Genomic DNA, 15,766 nt, shown 5'->3' on the forward strand with positions numbered 1-15,766 from the left:
AAAAAGTTGTGATCAAATAGTCAGTGGAGCAAGAAATTGTTCCACTTTTTTGTTTATAACAAGGGCTATTATAAAAAGGTTTTTAATAAAGAAATGACTATTTAACAAAAATATAACGCAATCCTTCATTGGTTAAACCGATCACGGCAGATCCTATTTATGCTGTTAAATTAGACCTATCGCTCGAATTTACCTCAATTATTTTATGACGTTTCTATTTACATAGAACCCTACAAAAGAGCATATTCTATGATAGTTTCTAAACCGCAGTTACATCAATTAATCAAAAATAAATTACATCATGCAGGACTAAATGAAGCGCATGCAGATACGGTGGCTGATGTCTTAGTCCATGCTGATGGTAAAGGCATTCACTCTCATGGTGCTGTGCGTGTAGAGTATTATGCAGAGCGCATTAGCAAAGGTGGTACAAATACCACACCTAACTTTACTTATACTGAAACTGGACCTTGTAGCGCTGTATTTGATGGCGATAATGGTGCTGGGCATGTTGCAGCTAAAGATGCAATGGAACGTGCTATCAAAATGGCACAAGACAAGGGCGTTGCTGTTGTCGGTGTTCGACGCATAGGTCACAGTGGAGCACTATCTTATTTTGTCGAGCAAGCATCACAAGCAGGAATGATTGGTATCTCACTTTGCCAATCTGATCCTATGGTTGTTCCTTTTGGTGGCTCAGAAGTGTATTACGGTACAAACCCTATCGCGTTTTCTGCCCCAGGTGTAGGTGATAAACATATTACATTTGATATGGCGACAACCGTGCAGGCATGGGGTAAGGTACTAGATGCACGTTCAAGACATACTGATATTCCTGATACTTGGGCGGTAGATGAAAGCGGAAAACCTACGACAGATCCTTTTGCGGTAAAAGGCTTATTGCCTATTGCTGGTCCTAAAGGTTATGGCTTGATGATGATGGTCGATGTGTTGTCAGGTATTTTGCTTGGACTTCCTTTTGGTAAACATGTTAGCTCGATGTATCACGATTTAACGCAAGGACGAGAGTTGGGTCAATTGCATATTGTAATTAATCCAGCATTCTTTACTGATGCGACATTATTTAGAGAGCATATCTCACAAGTTATGGGGGAATTAAATGCCATTAAGCCGGCCCCTAATGTTGAAAAAGTCCTTTATCCTGGTGAAAATAGTCAAATAGAAGAACAGAGAAGTGAAAGTGAAGGTATTGAAATTGTTGATGAAATTTATGACTATTTAATATCTGATGCACTTTACAATAAATCTTATGATAATAAAAATCCGTTTGCGGGTTAATGATAATAGCTATTTATACTAGACAATAAAAAGCAGTAGAATTTACGCTCTACTGCTTTTTTATTTAAGTTAATGCTAAGAATTAACTAACTAATTTACCAATATTAGACTCAGCGGTTTTATTTAGAGAAATTGTTCCATTTCCACCGTTATTTCCTTGATTTCCTATATTATGGTGATAAAAAACGTCACGATAAGAACCATACATTGCAGTATAGGAAAGAGGGATGGTAATAAGTAAACCTAAACCAAATGGAATAATACTAATAGCAATAATAAAGAACAGTAAAATAAAGAAGAAGAAACCACCAGATAAGTTTATTTTTACTGCTGAAAGGCTTGCTTTAACTGCAGGGAATGCTTTATAGCCATTGACTAATACCAGAGCTGGTACAAACCAATAGGCTGCAGTGCTTAACGCGCCAAAAATAGCGATAATAACAAAAAATAATGTAAACCCAGATGAGTTATCCATCATCATTTCAGCAATGATTTCGTCAGGGTAATCGCTATTGATAGCATAAAAAATATCCATCATAGCAGCACTGCTGACGACAACCGCAAGAATAATCCCTACGAGTAAGATAAGAAAGCTGATCCCATAAGCGCCCATTAAACTGAGATAGCGCTTGTTATAAAAACCAAAAAATAAATTATCAACATCAATACGCTGTGTTTCATACTGTTGATGAGCAATTGCCACGACACCTGCGGCTAATACAGTAGTAATAAAAGGTGAGATGATTGGACCAATTAGTGGAATAAACCCAAGAATGGTCGAGATAATAAGACTAACGATAAAGTAGATAATAATAACGCCTATCCACATCCAAAAACGTTCTTTTATTAAATCCCATCCTAGCCCTAACCAGCGAACACCGCCTGAGGCACCTCGCGCTTGAGGGATAGGCGTAAATACCTCTTGTGGTTCTGTTTGCGATGAATTGTTGTCTTGTTCCATTTCCTGTACCTTAATCCCAATATCTTTGTTTATAAATATAAGCGCTCTATAATATCTTTTTGTTTTGTTATTAATCAACTGTATTAAACTTAATATAGGTTAAGGATAATCTTATTATGAGGTTAATTTTATTTTGCCTATAAAAATATTCGATGTGAGTTTGATAAAAGCAGAATAAAGATAATTAATTGTCTTTTTGATAAAGGATTAGTTTATTTATAGGCATATAGAAAATTTACAGTTCAATTATGATGAAGTACTACATTGCTCACTTTAAGTTGATACCATCTTTCTTATATTAAAATATACGTGAATTAAATAAGAAGTATATCATGGGGAATAAAACAGGCGCTAAACCTGCTGCAAAAGCGACAGGTGAAACAGATAAGCGATGAAGAGTAACACCTGTAAGTAAGAAGAAACTCCCTGATTTTAAAGTTCATGATCATAAAAAAGGTGATTAATATAAGCTTTTGCTAATTTTAGTAAAACAAAAAAGCAGCGCTAAAAACGCTGCTTCTTAAATTAATTTTAAGTAGAAAAACTTAATACATGACTTTATGGCCGTAAGACTCAAGAATAGATTTTACATTTTCCATTGTCTCTTTTGACGGTGGATGAATACCATCTAATTTGTATTCTTCGCCTAAAGCGACCCATTTATGTTTGCCGAGTTCGTGGTAAGGTAGTAGCTCTACTTTTTCAATGTTTTTCATATCTTTAATAAATTCGCCTAAACGATGAGCAGAATCATCATCATCAGACCAACCCGGAACAACCACATAACGAACCCATGTTTTTTGGCCTCGTTTTGCTAAATAACGCGCAAATTCAAGTGTACGTTGGTTTGATACGCCCACTAATTTTTGGTGAATTTCATCATTGACTTGTTTTAGGTCGAGCATCACCAAGTCAGTAGCATCCATTAATTCATCAATAACGGGATCATAACGACGAACAAAGCCGTTAGTATCTAAGCAAGTATGGATATTTTCTTTTTGACATGCGCGGAACCAATCGCGCACAAACTCTGCTTGCAAAATCGCTTCGCCACCAGAAGCAGTAACACCGCCACCAGAAGCATTCATAAAATGACGATAGGTTACCGCCTCTTTCATTAATTCATCAACTGTGACGATTTGCCCACCATGAGTATCCCATGTGTCACGGTTGTGACAATAGAGGCATCTCATTAAGCATCCTTGAAAGAAAACAATGAAACGTATTCCGGGACCGTCAACAGTACCGCAGGATTCAAATGAGTGGATACGACCAAGTACGGACATAACAGGGTTACTCCAAAACTGTCTAGATAAAAAGGCCCCAAAGTAGGGGCCTTTATTCTAAGCGATTTTATCTACTTTCTCAGTAAATAAATGCATATAGTTATCTTTATTACATTGTTTGTGTAAATGTACGGGTGATAACGTCTTGCTGTTGCTCTTTAGTCAGTGAGTTAAAGCGAACTGCATAACCAGAAACACGGATAGTTAACTGAGGATATTTCTCAGGATCTTCCATTGCTTCTAACAGCATTTCACGATTCATCACGTTAACGTTCAGATGTTGACCACCTTCAATGCCGGCTTCATGGTGGAAATAACCATCCATCAGACCCGCAAGGTTCGCTTTACGAACATCATCATCTTTACCTAATGCATTAGGTACGATTGAGAAGGTGTAAGAAATACCGTCTTTTGCATAAGCAAATGGCAGTTTAGCAACTGAAGTCAGTGAAGCAACAGCACCTTTTTGGTCACGACCGTGCATTGGGTTAGCACCTGGTCCGAATGGTGCGCCTGCACGACGACCGTCTGGAGTGTTACCTGTTTTCTTACCGTAAACAACGTTTGAAGTGATAGTCAGGATAGACTGTGTAGGTACCGCATTACGGTAAGTACGCAGTTTCTGAATTTTCTTCATGAAACGTTCAACTAAGTCACAAGCGATATCATCTACACGAGAATCGTTGTTACCAAATTGTGGGTATTCGCCATCAATTTTGAAGTCAACTGCTAAGCCGTTTTCATCACGGATTGGAGAAACTTTTGCATATTTGATAGCAGACAATGAGTCAGCTGCAACAGACAGACCTGCGATACCACATGCCATTGTACGATATACATCACGGTCATGAAGTGCCATCAGAGCTGCTTCATAGCTGTATTTATCGTGCATGTAATGGATAACGTTCAGTGCAGTTACGTACTGAGTTGCTAACCAATCCATAAAGTGGTCCATTTGGTTCATCACAGTATCGAAGTCTAAGACTTCATCCATGATTGGCGCATGTTTTGGACCTACTTGGATCTTCAGTTTTTCGTCAACACCACCATTGATGGTATACAGTAAGGTTTTCGCTAAGTTTGCACGAGCACCGAAGAACTGCATTTGTTTACCAACAACCATTGGGCTAACACAACATGCGATTGCATAGTCATCGCTGTCGAAGTCAGGACGCATTAAGTCATCATTTTCGTACTGGATTGAAGAAGTATCGATTGAGACTTTCGCTGCGTATTTTTTGAAGTTGATAGGCAGTTGTTCTGACCACAGGATGGTCATGTTTGGTTCCGGAGATGGACCCATTGTGTACAGGGTATTTAAGAAACGGAAAGTATTCTTAGTTACCAGAGTACGGCCATCTAAACCCATACCAGCTAAAGATTCTGTTGCCCAGATTGGGTCACCAGAGAACAGTTCATCATATTCAGGAGTACGTAAGAAACGAACCATACGTAATTTCATGACTAAGTGGTCAATTAATTCCTGAGCTTGTTCTTCTGTCAGTAAACCAGCTTCAATATCACGTTGGATGTAGATATCTAAGAAAGTAGATACACGACCAAATGACATTGCAGCACCGTTTTGAGATTTAACAGCGGCTAAGTAACCGAAGTAAGTCCATTGTACTGCTTCTTTTGCGTTTTGAGCTGGGCGAGAAATATCGTAACCGTATTTCGCAGCCATTTCTTGGATTTGACCTAAAGCAGCATGCTGCTCTGCGATTTCTTCACGCAGTTGGATAGTCATTTCCAGATCTTCGCCTTTTTCCATTCTTTCTTGTAAAGAAGTGAACTGAGCGAATTTGTCTTTACGCAGGAACTCGATACCGTACAGTGCAACACGACGGTAGTCACCGATGATACGGCCACGACCATAAGCATCTGGTAAACCTGTTAAGATACCAGATTTACGGCATTTCATGATGTCTGGAGTATAAACATCGAAAACGCCTTGGTTGTGAGTTTTACGATAATCAGTAAAGATTTTTTTCAGTTCTGGGTCCAGCTCACGGTTGTAAGCGTGGCAAGAACTTTCAACCATACGGATACCACCGAATGGGATGATCGCACGTTTCAGAGGTGCATCAGTCTGTAAACCTACGATTTGTTCTAAATCTTTAGTGATGTAACCCGCATCGTGTGATGTGATAGTTGAAGCAACAGAAGTATCAAAATCAACCGGCGCATGCGTACGGTTTTCGATTTTGATGCCTTCCATAACTTGTTCCCAAAGTGTATCAGTTGCTTTAGTGGAACCTGCTAGGAAAGATTCGTCGCCTTCATATGGAGTATAGTTTTTTTGGATAAAATCACGAACGTTAACACCGTTCTGCCATTCACCTTCAGAAAAACCTTTCCATGCTTCAGCAAATTTTTCATTTAAATCAGACATGATACTTCTACCTTTTTACAATGGAACTTAAGAAATCAGTCATACCTGCACGGATTAATGTTTGTCACCGCGCAGATGCATTAACCAGTATACCAGACCGACTAGGACTGCCCCGCCAATAATGTTACCGATAGTGACAGGCAATAAATTATCAGAGAGAAAATTTGATACCGTTAAATTTGAAAATTGTTCGGGTGATGCACCTACTTTAGTCCAGAATTCTGCGGGTGCAAAATTCTTAATAACAATACCTAAAGGAATAAGAAACATGTTAGCGATACTGTGCTCAAAACCGCTAGCAACGAACATACCGATAGGTAAAATCAGTGCAAAAAGCTTATCAATGAGTGTACGACCTGCATAGCTCATCCATACTGCAAGACAAACCATTAAGTTAGCTAGAATGCCTAAACAGACTGCTTCGATAAAGGTGTGTTCAACTTTATGTTGTGCAGTTTGTAAAACGTTTAGCCCCCAAAGCCCATTTGCAGCCATATGTTGGCCAGCAAACCACATTAAGGCAACAAAAAAGAGTGCGCCAATGAAGTTACCAAGATAGACATTTATCCAGTTAGCAAACATTTTGCCCCAAGATATACGTCCAGTCGCTTTAGGAATAATAGTCAGAACAGTTGAGGTAAATAAATCTGCGCCACAAACGACGACGAGCATTAACCCCAGAGAGAAGCAGATCCCGCCAACTAATTTAGCCAGCCCAAATGGAACAGATGCGGTGCCTGTAGTAGCAGTAATATAAAAAACAAAAGCAATTGATATAAACATTCCCGCAGTAAATGCAGATAAGTAAGTCGTTGGAATATGTTTATTTGCTTTATAACAACATGCATCATCGGCAACTTTTGCCATATCAGCAGGTGATAATAAATTAAAAGGGCTGTCAGCTTTCATACTAACACTCTCTTATATGTTGGAATAATTATAGCACGCAATAATAGTAGCAAAGGGGCTTACTTCTAAAATTGATATGGATCATGGTCGCTTATTAGAAACCCGTTTTTAGTGCGTAAAAACCCGTTATTTATGCTATAACCATTTGATTAATAAAGTAAAAAAATTTTTTAAAAATTATCAAAAAATTTTAGGGTAGCTGGATAAATAAAGTAAAAAGTAAAGATAAAGTATTATTTAGACTCCGTATGTTAAGAATTAAAAATCAAATTTAACGCCTTATTTACTTTTGCTATAAATATAAACATTACTTTATTTGTGGTTAATCAAGATTGATTACTCCAGACATATAACCATTATAAAAATAAGGTTTTTAAATTTTTGAGATCTGGTTAAACAAATAGCAATTTAAACTACACTTAAGCACTATTCTTAGTGCAAAAGTTTAATATCCATTTATAGTGTCGTATTAAATATCTCAAATCGTCACTTTTGCCATATTTTGGCAATTTTGTCGGATGGCATATTTGTCAAGTTGACAAAATTGTCAAAAATTTATTTTTAGCAAAATAAAACACTCTACTTTTCAATAGAGTGTTTCAATTTAAATACGCGCTTATTATTCAGTTAAATCTAGTGATTATTTAATAAGTCATCCTAAATAAAATAGGCTTATTTGTTCGATTGACGTTTTGCTTTTTGTAATTTTTCATAAGCAGCAAGTAGCGACTGATGAATAGGTAAATTTGTTAAGTCAGCATCGATAGGCTGTAAACCATAAAATGCTTGTTTACCTTGTATTGCGTTTAAGGCTGCTTGTAATGTTTCTTCTCCATACATACGAGAGAATGCATACATGTATTGCGCAGGTTCACGTTCAGTCTCTTGTTGTAATAATAAGAGATTGTGTAAGCAACGATAATAATTTTGGCGTTCTGGCGTAAATAAAGAAGCATTGAAATCTTGAGTCCATTCAACCCAAACAAGCGCTTGGTCAAGATCACCACCAGCAAGTGCAAGCATGGATTTTAATTCACCCACTCGCAAATGGCTCCAGCCATTATCTTTACCCGGTGCAATACCAATCATTTCTCTGATGCGAGTAAAGTCGTCTAAACCATCTTCATCAAATTGACCGATAAGTGATAAATATTCTTCTTTTGTACCTTCGCTTGTTGGTAACGAAAGAATGGTATCACGCCAATGTACACCCATAATGTTATTGGCTAACTGTAGATCTTCTGCAGGGTAAATATCCGATAAACCAGGCACTAAAATACGGCATGCATAAACGCCTAAGTGTGAGTAATCCATAATATAGACTTCAGCATCACACTGTTGACATAGTGCCATTAAGGTATGGAACTCTTCTTCAGTGGTGCCACTGAAATTCCAATCAGCAAAAGTATAATCGGCATCTTTCTTAAATAGATCCCAACTAATTAAACCACTTGAATCAATGAAATGTGTTTCAAGATTGGTGTGATCACCCACTTCTTCATCATCAAAGCTTGGTGGGTTGAAAACATCAAGATCTTTAAGACTACGGCCTTGTAATAATTCAGTGACAGTACGCTCTAAAGCGACACCAAAATCAGGATGAGCTCCAAAAGAAGCGAAGCAAGTTCCATTTTGTGGGTTAAATAACACGACACAAATAACAGGGAATTTTCCCCCTAAAGAAGCATCAAAGCTAAAGATTGGGAAACCTTCTTGCTCTAAGGTATTAATCGCTTCAATAACAGCAGGGTAGCGAGCTAAAACCTCTTTAGGAATTTCAGGTAAGCTAATTCTTTCGGTGATAATGCGGTTTTTCACATAGCGTTCAAAAACTTCTGAAAGCCCTTGGACACGAGCTTCATTCTTAGTGTTACCCGCAGACATACCATTAGAGGCATACAAGTTAGCGATAATATTTACAGGAATATAAACCGGTTTTTCATCTGATTGACGTATAAATGGTAGTGCGCAAATTCCACGATCATGATTACTTGATTGTAAATCAACTAATTCACTACCACATAACTCACCTTCAGGATCATAAAATTCACGTAAACGTGCATCCAATAAGCCCGTAGGAACAGAATCATCCTCAGTGAGAGGGAACCATTTTTCACTTGGATAGTGAACAAATTCACCTTCTGCAATATCAGTACCTAGCCAGAAATCAGAGAAGAAATAATTAGTTGAAAGACGTTCAAAGTATTCGCCTAATGCGGAAGCTAATGCTGCTTTTTTGCTGGCACCTTTACCGTTAGTAAAACATAAAGGGCAATCTTTATCGCGAATATGAACAGACCAGACATTAGGAACTGGGTTTAACCATGAAGCTTCTTCGATGTTAAAGCCTAAGTCGGTTAATTTTTTTTGGAAGCTAGCGATAGAATCTTCCAGTGCGGCATCTTTGCCAGGAATGAATGTTTGTGACATGGCAGGTTTCATTAATATTTTGCGGATGATAGTTAGGGGCACATGATACTGAAATCCCTTGTTAAGCACTAATAATTTCTCTTATTTCGAACAGGCTAACCATATTCTTCACTAATAAATTGTTTAACATATGAGTTTTTTTAATAAATACGTTCGATTTATCACGGAATTAATAATTTTAAATCATCATAATTAGATTTATTTATAAACTCATAAGGGATCAGTTCGATGATGAAAAAAACATTGCTTGCCAGTCTATTAGCTGTAGTTAGTGGTTCTGTTTTCGCCTTACCTAATGTCACCATTTTAGCGACTGGTGGTACCATCGCAGGTGGTGGTGATTCAGCAACAACATCAAGCTATACAGCGGGTAAATTAGGTATTGATACGCTAATTAATGCCGTACCTGAGGCTAAAAAAGTCGCTAATTTAAAAGGCGAGCAAGTCGTTAACATTGGTTCTCAAGATATGAATGACCAAGTATGGCTTAAGCTGGCTAATAAAATTAATGCAGATTGTGATAAAACGGACGGATTTGTTATCACTCATGGTACTGATACCATGGAAGAGACGGCTTACTTTCTGGATTTAACAACAGCCTGTAAAAAACCAGTTGTTATGGTTGGTGCAATGCGTCCTGCAACTGCATTAGGTGCTGAAGGTCCTTTAAATCTTTTTAATGCAGTTGTGATTGCCAGTGATAAAGCCTCTGAAAATCGTGGTGTGTTAGTCACTATGAATAATGCGGTGATCGGCGGTAAAGATGTCGTGAAAATGAATACGACTGAAGTACAAGCATTCCAGCCGGTTAATGCAGGCGCTCAAGGTTACGTACACAACGGCAAGGTACATTATTATACTGCAGCATTACCTCATGCTGATAAGCCTGCGTTTGATATCAGTAAACTAACTGAATTACCAAAAGTGGGTATTGTTTATAACTATTCAAACGCTTCTAATTTACCAGCAAAAGCTTTTATTGATGATGGTTACAAAGGTATTGTCAGCGCCGGTGTTGGTAATGGTAACTTATATACTGATATTTTTGATACTTTAGCTGATGGCGCTAAAAAAGGTGTCGTAATTGTTCGTTCAAGCCGTGTACCCGTTGGTTTCACTACACAAAATGGCGAAGTCGATGACGTAAAATATGGTTTTGTGGCATCAGAACGCCTGAATCCACAAAAAGCAAGAGTATTATTACAATTATCACTCACACAGACTCAAGATCCTGCTAAGATCCAAGAAAATTTTGAAAAGTATTAATTTAAAATAGCTTGAATAATAACAAGGCCTCATTAAAGAGGCTTTGTTATTTTTAGCAATAAAATCAGGTTAATTTTTTTTGGTTCGAGACACGACTATTTGTGCTGTAAAGAAAGCAATTAGCGGAGTTACTGCAAAAACAATAAATAACCAATGTGCTGCATTTTGTGCACCCTCCAATCCCCCTGGCTCAGTCAAACCAGCCATATTAACGACAGTACCTGATATCGAAGCACCAACTGCGGCTGAAAATAATTGAATTGTCGTAATTGATGTCGCTGCTTTTTGAGCCTCTTGCCCCTGAGAGACATGTAATACACGGGTTAAATAATGAGGCCAAGCCATACCAATTCCTGCACCAGTAAAAAAGAGTGCTACACAAATAACGACAATTTGCCCATAAGGTAATGTGACGTTATTGGATATAAATAAACCAAGGATCACTATGGCAGAAAAATTAATCATAGGGCCAAAGCGCATTAAGCGTTGAGCAGTATATTGTTGGCTAGATGAAGAAATAATCGCAGAAAAAGACCAGCCAGCGCCCACTAATGCTGCTAAATAACCGGAAAGCAATGGGGTAATATTATGAATAGTCTGTAAAAAATAGGGCACAAAAACTTCAGTTTGTACACTTATACCTAATAATGCCATGGTGAGATAAATAGGGGCTAAAGGTGCAGAAAAAGAGAATGTCCCTTTAGGAAATAAGCCATCATTTGATTTTTTATCTATGTGTATTAAAAGTAAAATAAAGATAATAGCAAAGAAAAATGATAATACATGATACAACGTGGTGTTATAAAGACTGCCGATTGAAATAGATAACACAGCAACCATTAATAGAAAAAGTTGCTGATAGGGCAAAGGCGATTTGGCGATGATATTATCAGCATTATTTTCAGTAGGAAGAATAGTAAATAATAAAATAGCATAAGGAATACCTACGAATAGAATAGACCAAAATGCACCGCGCCAAATATCATATTCTGCAAATACTCCACCTAATGCAGGGCCTAACAGTGTTGATATTCCCCACATACTTGACATTAATGCCATAGCTCTAGACCAAAGTGGCTGTGGAAACATCACTCTAACTAGAGAATAAGCTAGTGCAAGCAACATGCCGCCACCCGCCCCTTGAATAAATCGGCCTAACAGCAATATCTGCATAGAAGGTGCTGTTGCACAGATAACGGAACCGATTAAAAAACAAAGCGTAGCAATCATGTAACTATTACGAGGTGCAAATTTGCTCAACAAACGAGACGTCAACGCGGAAAAAAGAATAGAGGCTAAAATAAAAACAGTCGTATTCCATGCATATAAATTGAGCCCACCTATATCTCGGACAACTGAAGGTAGTGTTGTTATCGTGATATAAACATTAATTGCATGTAATGCAACGCCTCCTGCTAAAGCTAGCGATTTTAGACTATTTTTTCCATGAAGAAGCATTCCCCAGCTTGCTTCTTCTTTTTTATTCACACTCCCCGACATAAAACACTCCTAATCGTTATTTTTACGCACTGCGTATTATGCGTTAGCTCACAATAATCATTGCGCCAATTTAATGAGAATGATACAACCGATAAAGGTCATTTTGTAAAAACATATTCAGATAGGGTGAATTTGAATGAGTCAGGTATATAACTTTAGTGCAGGTCCGGCTATGTTACCGGCAGAAGTCCTTCGTCGTGCAGAATTAGAATTATGCAATTGGCATGAACTTGGGCGCTCGGTCATGGAAATCAGCCACCGCAGTAAAGAGTTTCTTGAAGTTGCTCATCAGGCAGAGCAAGATCTTCGTGATCTTCTCAATGTGCCAGAAAACTACAAAATTCTTTTTTGCCATGGTGGGGCGCGAGGCCACTTTGCAGCTTTACCTCTCAACTTATTAGGTGAGAAGACAACGGCTGACTATATTGATGGTGGCTATTGGGCGAAAAGCGCAGCTGAGGAAGCTGAAAAATATTGTTCGCCAAATATCATTAAAATTAAAACAGAAATTGATGGTAAAATTGGTATTAAGCCAATGAAAGAATGGCAATTAAGTAATGATGCTGCTTATGTACATTATTGCCCAAATGAAACTATCGATGGTATCGCCATTCATGAAGAACCCAATTTTGATGACAACAAAATTGTTATTGCAGACTACTCATCTTCTATTTTATCCCAACCACTAGATATTAGTCGCTTTGGTGTAATTTATGCTGGTGCACAAAAGAATATTGGCCCTGCGGGTTTAACCATCGTTATTATTCGTGAAGATCTATTAGGTAAAGCTCGTAAAGAAACACCATCAGTGTTTGATTATACAGTGCTCGCTGAAAATGACTCAATGTTTAATACACCACCTACCTTTGCTTGGTATTTATCAGGTATGGTCTTTAAATGGCTAAAAGAGCAGGGTGGTTTGCAAGAAATGGCAAAACGTAACTATGAAAAAGCGACGCTTCTTTATAGTGCTATTGATAACAGTGATTTTTATATCAACCGTATTGCAACAGAAAATCGCTCATTAATGAATGTACCTTTCCAAATGTCTTCTCCTGAATTAGATTCAGTCTTCTTAAAAGAGGCAGAAGCACAAGGCTTAGTCGCATTAAAAGGTCATCGTGTATCAGGTGGTATGCGTGCATCAATTTATAACGCAATGCCATTAGCTGGTGTTCAAGCATTAGTTGATTTTATGGCTGATTTTGAGCGTCGCCACGCATAATTGATACATTATATGTTTAGGAAGCCTATGTGAAAGTGGGTTTCCTTTTATCCAAAGATGTTGATAATGATAATCAAATTATCCCAGTACTAAAAATAAATAAAAAATAATAAGTACCTAAGTCGTTTTCTTATTTTTTGATTAAACCGTATCCCATCTTATTTTATTTGTTTATCGGAGTTCTTACCTGTTTATGGAATCGTTGACATTACAGCCTATTGCTCATATTGAAGGCACTATTAATTTACCAGGTTCAAAAAGTGTCTCTAATCGTGCGTTATTATTAGCCGCTTTAGCTAAAGGTAAAACACGTTTAACTAATCTATTAGATAGTGATGATATTCGTCATATGCTAAATGCATTAAAAGCATTAGGTGTGCAGTATCAATTATCAAATAACAATACAGTCTGTGATATAGAGGGTTTAGGTGGTGAATTTAAAACTAATTCACCATTAGAACTCTTCTTAGGTAATGCAGGTACAGCAATGCGTCCATTGGCAGCTGCATTAAGTCTAGGCTCGCATGATATTGTATTGACGGGTGAGCCACGAATGAAAGAGCGTCCCATTGGGCACTTAGTTGATGCTTTACGCCAAGGTGGAGCGAGTATCGATTATCTCGAACAAACGGATTATCCACCTATTCGTTTACGTGGAGGTTTTAAGGGGGGGAATGTAGAAGTCGATGGCAGTGTTTCAAGCCAATTTTTGACCGCCTTATTAATGACCGCTCCATTAGCTGAGCAAGATACAACTATTACAATTAAAGGTGAGCTAGTATCAAAACCGTATATCGATATTACCTTAGCATTGATTAATACCTTTGGTGGCAAGATTGAAAATCAAAATTATCAACAATTTGTTGTGAAAGGCGGCCAACAATATCAATCACCTGAAAAATACCTTGTAGAAGGAGATGCATCATCAGCATCTTATTTCTTAGCAGCCGCGGCAATTAAAGGTGGAACAGTCCGAGTGACAGGTATTGGCAAAAATAGTTTGCAAGGCGATATTCATTTTGCTTCTGTACTTGAAAAGATGGGAGCGAAAATACGTTGGGGCGATGATTATATTGAATGTGAACGTGGCTCGTTAAAAGGCATCGATATGGATATGAATACTATTCCTGATGCAGCAATGACCATTGCTACTACAGCACTATTTGCAAAAGGTGATACTGTTATTCGTAATATCTATAACTGGCGAGTAAAAGAGACCGACCGATTGGCTGCAATGGCTGCGGAGTTGCAAAAAGTAGGTGCAATTGTAGAAGAAGGGCATGATTACTTAAAAGTAACGCCACCACAGCAGTTAACAACTGCAAATATCAAAACTTATAACGATCATCGTATTGCTATGTGTTTTTCGCTGGTGGCATTGTCTGACACACCTATTACTATTCTTGATCCGGGTTGTACAGCCAAAACATTCCCAGATTATTTTGATAAGTTAGAAACTCTTTCTCAGCATCATGGTTAATATCCATTATATTTAATAAAAACCAGTCAAATTTAAATCAGTTAAATCGGCAGTATTGGACTTTTAAAAGCACAATATTGCCGATTTTTTATTATATTCGGATAAAATTTTCTAAAAAATAACCTATCTATAAAAAATTGTATTGAATAAATCTCTTTGGCCTTTATCTGCTTGTTTCTTCCTATACATTGTATGCGTATAATGACGCGCATACATTAATACTGTTTTTCTCTGTTTGAATTTTAAGCCTGTTATATCAATGTAATAAGCGCGATAAACACAGAAATACAGTGCCCACGAAAAGGAGAAACTCATGGCGGTTATCGTCCCTGTTATAACTGTTGATGGGCCTAGCGGAGCCGGTAAAGGAACATTGTGCCAAGCATTGGCGAAAGCGTTTGGCTGGCATTTACTCGATTCTGGCGCTATTTATCGTGTATTGGCATTAGCTGCATTACATCATCATGTCGATATTACTTCTGAAGATGCATTAGTACCTCTAGCAGCAAATTTAGATGTACGTTTTGTTCCTAATGAGAATGGCTTAAGTGTTATTCTCGAAGGTGAAGACGTGTCGAATGAAATTCGTACTGAAACAGTTGGGAACACGGCCTCACAAGCAGCAACTTTTCCTCGTGTAAGAGAAGCATTATTGCGTCGTCAGCGAGCATTCCGTACAGAACCTGGTCTTATTGCTGATGGGCGAGATATGGGAACGATAGTTTTCCCTGATGCTCAAGTGAAAATTTTTCTTGAAGCCAGCGCAGAAGAACGAGCGCGTCGTCGCATGTTACAGTTGCAGGAAAAGGGCTTTAATGTTAACTTTGAGCGCCTTTTATCTGAGATAAAAGAACGCGATCACCGTGACCGGAATCGCGCGGTTGCGCCACTTGTTGCAGCGAAAGATGCATTAATTCTCGATTCTACAAGTTTGTCTATCGACGAAGTTATTGAAAAATCGTTAACTTATGCTAAAAAAAATCTGCAATTATCAGCGTAATTAATTTTTATTTCGTTT

At 37.9% G+C, this 15,766-nt stretch carries 11 protein-coding genes; 5 read left to right on the forward strand and 6 right to left on the reverse strand.

Translation table 11 applies throughout. The annotated features are described in order from the left end of the window. Positions 1-249: 249 nt before the first annotated feature. The gene (gene allD / locus ABN256_RS09560) at positions 250-1,299 is read left to right on the forward strand and encodes an ureidoglycolate dehydrogenase (RefSeq protein ID WP_196553344.1); all 1,050 of its coding nucleotides are present in this window, start codon (positions 250-252) and stop codon (positions 1,297-1,299) included. A gap of 82 nt (positions 1,300-1,381) precedes the next feature. Here the strand turns inward: allD and ABN256_RS09565 are convergent, their stop codons facing one another. The 5 genes from ABN256_RS09565 to ycaO form a co-directional block, all read right to left on the reverse strand. Beyond that, positions 1,382-2,260 carry a BPSS1780 family membrane protein gene (locus ABN256_RS09565; protein WP_196553343.1) on the reverse strand — a complete coding sequence of 293 codons (879 nt, stop codon included), beginning with the start codon at positions 2,258-2,260 and terminating at the stop codon, positions 1,382-1,384. 545 nt (positions 2,261-2,805) lie between these two features. Next, complete coding sequence (gene pflA, locus ABN256_RS09570; protein WP_036938126.1) at positions 2,806-3,546, reverse strand: pyruvate formate lyase 1-activating protein; 741 nt, start codon at positions 3,544-3,546, stop codon at positions 2,806-2,808. A 109-nt stretch (positions 3,547-3,655) separates the two neighbouring features. Continuing rightward, positions 3,656-5,938, reverse strand: a complete 2,283-nt coding sequence (pflB, locus tag ABN256_RS09575; RefSeq protein ID WP_196553342.1) for a formate C-acetyltransferase — start codon at positions 5,936-5,938, stop codon at positions 3,656-3,658. 54 nt (positions 5,939-5,992) lie between these two features. Beyond that, on the reverse strand, positions 5,993-6,847 hold the full coding sequence (focA, locus tag ABN256_RS09580) for a formate transporter FocA (protein ID WP_109408791.1): 855 nt from the start codon (positions 6,845-6,847) through the stop codon (positions 5,993-5,995). 672 nt (positions 6,848-7,519) lie between these two features. Then, a complete protein-coding gene (gene ycaO / locus ABN256_RS09585; protein WP_196553341.1) occupies positions 7,520-9,277 on the reverse strand; it encodes a 30S ribosomal protein S12 methylthiotransferase accessory factor YcaO in 1,758 nt (585 codons plus the stop codon). Positions 9,278-9,505: 228 nt separating this feature from the next. On the opposite strand from ycaO, the gene ansB reads away from it, so the two are divergent. Then, complete coding sequence (ansB, locus tag ABN256_RS09590; protein ID WP_196553340.1) at positions 9,506-10,543, forward strand: L-asparaginase 2; 1,038 nt, start codon at positions 9,506-9,508, stop codon at positions 10,541-10,543. A 69-nt stretch (positions 10,544-10,612) separates the two neighbouring features. Here ansB and ABN256_RS09595 read toward each other — a convergent pair whose 3' ends face one another. Then, positions 10,613-12,043: an MFS transporter gene (locus tag ABN256_RS09595; protein ID WP_196553339.1), complete on the reverse strand. Its 1,431-nt coding sequence runs from the start codon at positions 12,041-12,043 to the stop codon at positions 10,613-10,615. Positions 12,044-12,179: 136 nt separating this feature from the next. On the opposite strand from ABN256_RS09595, the gene serC reads away from it, so the two are divergent. From serC to cmk, 3 genes are all read left to right on the forward strand, one after another. Continuing rightward, positions 12,180-13,268, forward strand: a complete 1,089-nt coding sequence (serC, locus tag ABN256_RS09600; protein WP_197269377.1) for a 3-phosphoserine/phosphohydroxythreonine transaminase — start codon at positions 12,180-12,182, stop codon at positions 13,266-13,268. A 193-nt stretch (positions 13,269-13,461) separates the two neighbouring features. Further along, positions 13,462-14,748, forward strand: coding sequence for a 3-phosphoshikimate 1-carboxyvinyltransferase (aroA, locus tag ABN256_RS09605; protein WP_349439419.1), 1,287 nt, complete (start codon positions 13,462-13,464; stop codon positions 14,746-14,748). Positions 14,749-15,061: 313 nt separating this feature from the next. Beyond that, positions 15,062-15,748 carry a (d)CMP kinase gene (cmk, locus tag ABN256_RS09610; protein WP_109408797.1) on the forward strand — a complete coding sequence of 229 codons (687 nt, stop codon included), beginning with the start codon at positions 15,062-15,064 and terminating at the stop codon, positions 15,746-15,748. Positions 15,749-15,766: the final 18 nt, after the last annotated feature.

Origin of the sequence: Proteus sp. fly-1008, from assembly GCF_040140305.1 — a bacterium.
Lineage (GTDB): Bacteria > Pseudomonadota > Gammaproteobacteria > Enterobacterales > Enterobacteriaceae > Proteus > Proteus vulgaris_B.

Coding starts and splice junctions, on each gene's coding strand:
- allD (WP_196553344.1), top strand. CDS start 250: ATGATAGTTTCTAAACCGCAGTTACATCAATTAATCAAAAATAAATTA.
- ABN256_RS09565 (WP_196553343.1), bottom strand. CDS start 2,260: ATGGAACAAGACAACAATTCATCGCAAACAGAACCACAAGAGGTATTT.
- pflA (WP_036938126.1), bottom strand. CDS start 3,546: ATGTCCGTACTTGGTCGTATCCACTCATTTGAATCCTGCGGTACTGTT.
- pflB (WP_196553342.1), bottom strand. CDS start 5,938: ATGTCTGATTTAAATGAAAAATTTGCTGAAGCATGGAAAGGTTTTTCT.
- focA (WP_109408791.1), bottom strand. CDS start 6,847: ATGAAAGCTGACAGCCCTTTTAATTTATTATCACCTGCTGATATGGCA.
- ycaO (WP_196553341.1), bottom strand. CDS start 9,277: ATGTCACAAACATTCATTCCTGGCAAAGATGCCGCACTGGAAGATTCT.
- ansB (WP_196553340.1), top strand. CDS start 9,506: ATGATGAAAAAAACATTGCTTGCCAGTCTATTAGCTGTAGTTAGTGGT.
- ABN256_RS09595 (WP_196553339.1), bottom strand. CDS start 12,043: ATGTCGGGGAGTGTGAATAAAAAAGAAGAAGCAAGCTGGGGAATGCTT.
- serC (WP_197269377.1), top strand. CDS start 12,180: ATGAGTCAGGTATATAACTTTAGTGCAGGTCCGGCTATGTTACCGGCA.
- aroA (WP_349439419.1), top strand. CDS start 13,462: ATGGAATCGTTGACATTACAGCCTATTGCTCATATTGAAGGCACTATT.
- cmk (WP_109408797.1), top strand. CDS start 15,062: ATGGCGGTTATCGTCCCTGTTATAACTGTTGATGGGCCTAGCGGAGCC.